This window comes from Methylobacterium sp. WL7 (genome assembly GCF_008040085.1).
GTDB classification, from domain to species: Bacteria; Pseudomonadota; Alphaproteobacteria; order Rhizobiales; family Beijerinckiaceae; genus Methylobacterium; species Methylobacterium mesophilicum.
The window spans coordinates 1-5,989 of record NZ_VRVG01000204.1 but is presented as its reverse complement, the minus strand read 5'-3'; the positions used below and the strand labels follow the sequence as shown (position 1 = coordinate 5,989).

Here is a 5,989-nt window from a genome sequence, read left to right as displayed (position 1 = left end):
CCAGGTCTTGGGCAGGTACAAGGCCCGATCGATGAACGCATGACCGTGCCGCGAGGCGTAGGCCGCGAACACGCCGATCTGACAGTTCGTGATCTTGCCGGCCGAGCCGGTGTACTGGCGATGCACGTCGCACGAGGCTTTACCCTGCTTGAGAAAGCCGGCCTCATCCTGAGCCTGCCGAAGGATCGTCGAGAACCAGAACCGCGTCCGGGTCAGCCAGGGTCTCCAGGGCATAGTCCCGCACCACGTCGCGCAGAGCATCCGCATCCCAGCGTCCGCGCCCGAGCAGTGCTTGCTGACGCCAGGGCCCGGGATCGCCCGCGGCTTCCGCCCGCATCCAACCCGTCTTGCGCCGCTCCGCGCCGAGCAGCCCATCCAGGAATGCCCCGGCCGAGGCCGCGACCCGCTCCTGCGTAAATAGCGGGCGCAAGCGCCCCTTCACCTCTCGCAGCGACGAGGCCCACAACTCCAGCGTCGCCTCGATCGAGGTCCCCGATGTCCATGATGCGCAAATCATGGTGACGCAGAGAGTCAGAACCTCGTCGAAAATGCAACTGTAATGCTAGAACGCCGGTCGCGTATCTGCCAATTAGGAAGAATGTAGCTCAGGTCGCTCTGGCGGCCTGACCGCGCTGCTCACAATCACGTGCCGCCAGCCGATGCCATCGACCGCCCTCGCTGCAGTACCGCGTCCTTGAACAGATTGCCGGAGGCGGGTGGTTATTCCGCCTTCGCCATCTGTCGTCCATTGTTCTGGACCACGTCGCGGAAAAGGCTGCCCGCGGTTGAGTCGTGACCTTGTGGTCGAAATCACCAACTAGTCCGAGCCACGGGTTCAGCAGTGGCGAACATGTCGCCACCCTGCCGCCATTCGTCGGCGGATCGACCCGTGATTTTGGCGACGTAGGCTTTGGTCTCCTGCGGCAGCGCTGAGCGCCCCGCGAGCCAATTCCTCACACGCTGCGGGCCTGCGTTGTAGGCGGCCGCTGCCAAGCCTAGGCTGCCGAAGGCCGCACGTTGTTCGCGCAGGAACTCTGCTGCTTTTGGTATGGCCTCAAACGGATCGAATGGATCGATTAAGCCGCGCTCGGTTGCGGTTGCCGGCATGAACTGCGCGACACCTTGAGCCCCCGCACGGCTAACGGCACGATGATCAAGTCCACTCTCTTGCTGGAGAAGCTTTAGGAAAAAATCGACAGGCAAGCCGCTGGCATCGGCTGTATGCTCAATAAATTTTGTCAGGTGCTGCTTGTCGCCGTAGAAGGCGTTCAGCCAAGTGTCTTGAAGGGCGCCGATGAACTGAGGCAGCGCCTCTAGTCCGGTCATGGCCTTCAAGTTGGCTTGAACGAAATTGGCAATGGCGCCGTCGACAGACATGATCGCCACGATGTTGGGCGCTCGCGATGCCAGATTGGTATTGGCGCGTCTTGGCGAAGCCACTTCAGGCTCGGGCTGACATGGAAAAAACGTCAGGGTGGCCCCGAGAAGCAGAGCGATCGTCCAGATTGCAAACTTAGCGCTAGAGCGGCCAAAGCTACGGGCATTCCTGCAGAAGGCTCTTCGGCGAACCCGAGCCCTGAATGAATGTTCGCTGATCGTCGACAGCTCTTGCATTCCCGCCTTGGGCGTTCGTACCAGTCCGGCCATCTTCAGGCGCTTGCGATCCTAAAAACACTTAACATGCCGATATACAGATCACGAAATCAGTCACGGCGCAAATTTGATCTGGGGCGCGCTCGGTTGGCATTGTTATCAGCGGGGAAACGATGAGTATGCCTTTGATAGATTGACGCCTTACGACCGCTTTGCCGGAGCCATCGTATGCCCTCGGCTCAGCACCACATCGTTGAACAGGTTGCCGGAGGCTGATGTGCAGACATTCGTGTCCGGGCCCGGCTTCTGAACGAAGACGTTCACGCTGCCGTTCGCCTCGACCTTCGTGCCGCCCACGATACCGGCACGGCCGGCGGAGGCATCGAGGCGCCCCTCGCCCTTCTGCATCGTCTCGATTGCCTTAAAGATCGTCTCTCGGGCTGCTTGGCTCTTCCGCCCTCCCCTTCAGTCTCGCTGTCGGCGAGGCTCGAGCGCCCCAATGGGGGTCACCGAGCTGCTGACCCCGAAAAGTCGAATTTCCCTTCCTCGTTCAGGTGCATGATGCCTGACCTGGGCGGCGAAGGGACGCGCTGGCCACACGTGAACGGGGGGAACGCAGCGGCCGGCGCGCTCGCAAGCGGAAGTGTACGGGCACTCAACCGCTGCGATGGGTACGATTATGGGGATCGCCGGAGGAAACGGGCAGATCCCAATCGGCCTCAGGCCTCCTTGGCCTTCCGCGGCCGCCCGGCACGCTTCGGCTTGTCGGAGATGGTCTCCGCCGGCTCAGCAGCCTTCGGAGCCGCCTTCTTACGCTGCTGACCGAGGCCGAGGCTCTTGGCGAGCGCCGAGCGCTGCTCGGAGTAGCTGGCGGCCGTCGAGGGGTAGTCGCGCGGCAGGCCGTAGCGCTCCCGGTACGTCTCTATGGTCAGGCCGTTGCCCGTGAGATGCCGTTTCAGGGTCTTGTACGGCTTGCCATCGATGAAGGAGATCAGAGCGTCGGGCTTGATCGATTTGCGGATCTGAGCCGGTGTCGCCTTCTCGGAGCTAGGTTCATCAGAGACAGTGGGGGTGCCCAACCCGGCGACCGCAGCATGCACGCTCGACAGCAGCGCCGGCATCTCAGCCGGTGAGACGCGATTGTTCGAGACATAGGCCGACACGATGTCTGCCACTAACCCGACCAGATCCAACTGGCCCTCGTTCTGTCCCTGGCCCTCGCTCAGGAACTGGTTATCTTCTTCCACTCTCAGGCTCCTATAGCAGGGGAAGCTGCATAAATTTCCCACGATCCCTTAGTAGATTGATGCCTGTAGTTAAAGATAGTAGTTCGCATCCGATCAAAAAAATTGAGGATAATTTAACGACCATGCATCGCCAGAATTCTTGGTGATTTGGCAGAGAATTTCGTCTCGATCGGCATGATTTTGGCGAGATGTGACGGCTGGCTAGGCCGGCTCTGCGCGCCTATCCGACCTAGCCACACGGTTGCTCGGTGTGGCTCGTCGCGATTTTTTTTTGACCTTAAGCTTCTGATAAAAACGCGGAAGCATCGGCGAGATACCATTCCGAATGAGCTTGACCAGCCAACAAAATTCGTAACTTAGATTAAAACCTAAGTTGCCCATGTGGGCTGTTTCAAAGCTGGCAGAGATAAAGTGCGAGAAGAAGTTACAGCGCCGGCTCCGGATTTGACAGCGCTGGCCGGGGATATCGTTGCGGCCTACGTTTCCAACAACTCCGTGCCGGTTTCTGAGCTTCCCAATCTCATCCGAAGCGTGCACGATGCAGTTCGTAGGCTGACTTCTGGTAGTAAGCCGAATGCAACCATTGCGGCCTCTGACGTTGACAAGCCGAGCGCGGCCCAGATCCGCAAGTCGGTCCAGCATGACGGGATCGTCAGCTTCATCGACGGTAAGACCTACAAGACGCTCAAGCGCCACCTGACCGCCCACGGTCTCAGCCCGCGGAGCTACTGCGACCGCTACGGCCTGCCCGCCGACTACCCGATGGTTGCCCCAAGTTATGCCGAGCGCCGCTCAGCGCTGGCAAAAGCCATCGGCCTCGGACAGCCGGGCGCTATGGCCGGGCGAGAGCCGAACGGACGGCGTAGAGCTGGCTGAACGATGTCGCTCTGACGCGATCTTAACTCTGCCACGCGGCCTCAGTACCGCTGCTGCGGGTCGTCTCGGACCATGAGGCGACGGTAGCGCCGAGGGCGGCCGGCGCAAGCCTACAAGGGGCACAGCGGGAGCGGGTTCTTGTAGGCAGAAGCCGGTCAGGTAGCGCGCTCTGGTCTGCGGCTCATGATGCGCAGCCGGAACGGGCGCCCGGCGATCGCCCCGCCCAGCCCGGGCGTGACCGGCACAGGTAGGCAGCTTGCGATCCCCGACAGCGCCGCTGACACGAACGCTCTCTGCTCGTCCAGCGCACCCGTCAGGCGGGAATGCGTAATCCGTGGCTGGCCCAGCAGGCTGCCGTCCCGCTTCAGGCTGAACAGGACCGTCACCTCTGAGCCCGCAGCCCCTGCCGGCACACCACTGACCTGAGCGCATGCGCTCAGCACCTGCCAGAGCTCGGCTAGGGACGCCGCCGGCCTGGAGCGGTCCGCCGCGCCCGCTGCCGTAGCAGGCGGGGCTCCCACGAAAAGGTCCGCCGAGGCGGCGCTGACCACGAGAGCGATCAACGTCCGCCTCGGCGATGTCATCACGCGACGTGCAGCCCGGCGCCGACCTGGGCAGCCAGGTGCTGTTGCGCCTCTTGGCTGTCGACGATCGCCAGCGCCACGTCCGCCCGTGAAGTGCCGTGCGAAAGCGCATACACCCAGCTCGCCTCACCCGCGGCGTCCGGGGCACGCCCGAGCGCGTCGTGGTACAGGCTCTCGACGAACCCGGCATCGCCCGAGCCCGGATAATGGGCCTGGAACTCCGCTGAGTTGGTGAAGCTGTTGGCGACGTCGATGCGTGACACGCTGTGTGCATCGAGCTGGCTGGCCAGGTTCTGCACGGCGCTCGCGTCACCCGCATGCCCGAACACGTGCTGGTACAGCGCGTCGACATAGGCCGCGCTGCCCTGGTTGGCGTAGTGCCCCTGGAACTCGGCCGAGTCGAGGAAGGCATTGGCTACGCTGGCGCGGTCCGTACCGTTGGACAGGGCCGCGACCCAGCTGTTGGCGCTGCCGGCGTCGCCAGTGCGTCCGAGCAGGTTCTCGTACAGCGCCTCGACGTACTGGCCGTCGCTCATCTGCGGGTGAGCGCTGAGGTACTCCGACGAGGTCAGGATGTTCTGAGCCACCTCCTGCAGGCTGCCACCGTGCGCGAGCGCGTCGGAGATGTTCTGCAGGCCCGTCTGATCGGGGTCACGGTGAAGCAGTGCCTCGTACAGATGCTGGGCGGTCGACAGCCCGGGATCGAGCACCGGCACGCCCTTACTGAGTGCGGGCTGCAGCTGGGCGATGTGCTCGTCTGAAAGCACGAGAGCGCTTGCGACGTCCGCACGCGAGGCGGTGCCAGCCTCGAGAGCGGCCACCCAGCTGTGTGCGCTCGCCGGATCAACGTGGCGGCCCAGCACGGTTTCATAGAGCTGATCGACGTAGGTGGCGTTGTCGCTGGCGTTGATGCGTGCCTGCGCCTCGGGCGAGGACAGGATGGCTGCGGTGACATCGTGCAGGCTGGTGCCGGCGTTAAGGGCTGCAACCCAACTCTCGCCGCCGGCCTTATCAGGTGCGTGTCCAAGCAGGCCTTCGTACAGAGCGAAGACGTTGCCGCTCGCGCTGCTCACGTCATGGATAAGACTAGCGCTTGCGACTTGGACGCCACCGTCGCCGGCGCCTCCATCATTATTAACGGGATCAGGACTGGATGATTGCGGAGGGACCGTATGATCAGATGGCGGGGGAATCGCCTGTTCATAATTATGAGATAGTTGTTCTTTCACAATTGGGGCTAAGAAATTATCATAAACATTTACTGCAGCTATACCTACAGCAATGGCTGCAATCGCACCTACAACTGCTGGTGCACTTAACGCAAGTGCAGCCCCGAGACCTGCCTCAGCTACAAAACCGGAAACGAACAACTCTACGCCCGCCACCGCTGTAGAAGCGGTGTAAGCAGCCATGACACTGGAAAATGCTAGCTTATATGCGCTATTACCAATGTTAACGTCCAGATCTCTGTATGCAGCCCATTCTCTCTGAGCCTGCAGGTTTGGGTCCGTCGTGCTATATGCGCGAGAGATATCAGTATCAAATTGTGACAAAGGATCAGCAAAATTTGCCGCAAATCCAACGATCTTTACGGAATTTCCAATTGTATTTTCGACAGTTTTTAAGTCTGCTGTTACGATTGGATTATCTGCCTGAATTTTACCTAGAATCTTAATAAGATTATTAGTG

The 5,989-nt window shown here is 61.1% G+C and carries 6 protein-coding genes and 1 pseudogene; 1 reads left to right on the top strand and 6 read right to left on the bottom strand.

Annotated elements, in window-relative coordinates:
• From FV233_RS27785 to FV233_RS27770, 4 genes and pseudogenes are all read right to left on the bottom strand, one after another.
• Nucleotides 1–517: pseudogene (locus tag FV233_RS27785) on the bottom strand (transposase); the annotation flags it as partial.
• Between the two features lie 293 nt (nt 518–810).
• Complete coding sequence (locus FV233_RS27780; protein ID WP_147899451.1) at nt 811–1,647, bottom strand: lytic transglycosylase domain-containing protein; 837 nt, start codon at nt 1,645–1,647, stop codon at nt 811–813.
• A 147-nt stretch (nt 1,648–1,794) separates the two neighbouring features.
• On the bottom strand, nt 1,795–2,001 hold the full coding sequence (locus tag FV233_RS27775; RefSeq protein WP_147899450.1) for a hypothetical protein: 207 nt from the start codon (nt 1,999–2,001) through the stop codon (nt 1,795–1,797).
• A gap of 311 nt (nt 2,002–2,312) precedes the next feature.
• Nucleotides 2,313–2,819, bottom strand: coding sequence for a MucR family transcriptional regulator (locus FV233_RS27770; RefSeq protein ID WP_187278251.1), 507 nt, complete (start codon nt 2,817–2,819; stop codon nt 2,313–2,315).
• Nucleotides 2,820–3,293: 474 nt separating this feature from the next.
• Here FV233_RS27770 and FV233_RS27760 point away from each other — a divergent pair, with 474 nt between their 5' ends.
• Nucleotides 3,294–3,716 (top strand): MucR family transcriptional regulator, encoded by a 423-nt coding sequence (locus tag FV233_RS27760; RefSeq protein WP_281408056.1) that lies wholly within the window; start codon nt 3,294–3,296, stop codon nt 3,714–3,716.
• 155 nt (nt 3,717–3,871) lie between these two features.
• Here FV233_RS27760 and FV233_RS27755 read toward each other — a convergent pair whose 3' ends face one another.
• A complete protein-coding gene (locus FV233_RS27755) occupies nt 3,872–4,102 on the bottom strand; it encodes a hypothetical protein (RefSeq protein WP_147899448.1) in 231 nt (76 codons plus the stop codon).
• Nucleotides 4,103–4,299: 197 nt separating this feature from the next.
• A complete protein-coding gene (locus FV233_RS27750; RefSeq protein ID WP_187278250.1) occupies nt 4,300–5,373 on the bottom strand; it encodes a DUF4214 domain-containing protein in 1,074 nt (357 codons plus the stop codon).
• Nucleotides 5,374–5,989 lie beyond the last annotated feature (616 nt).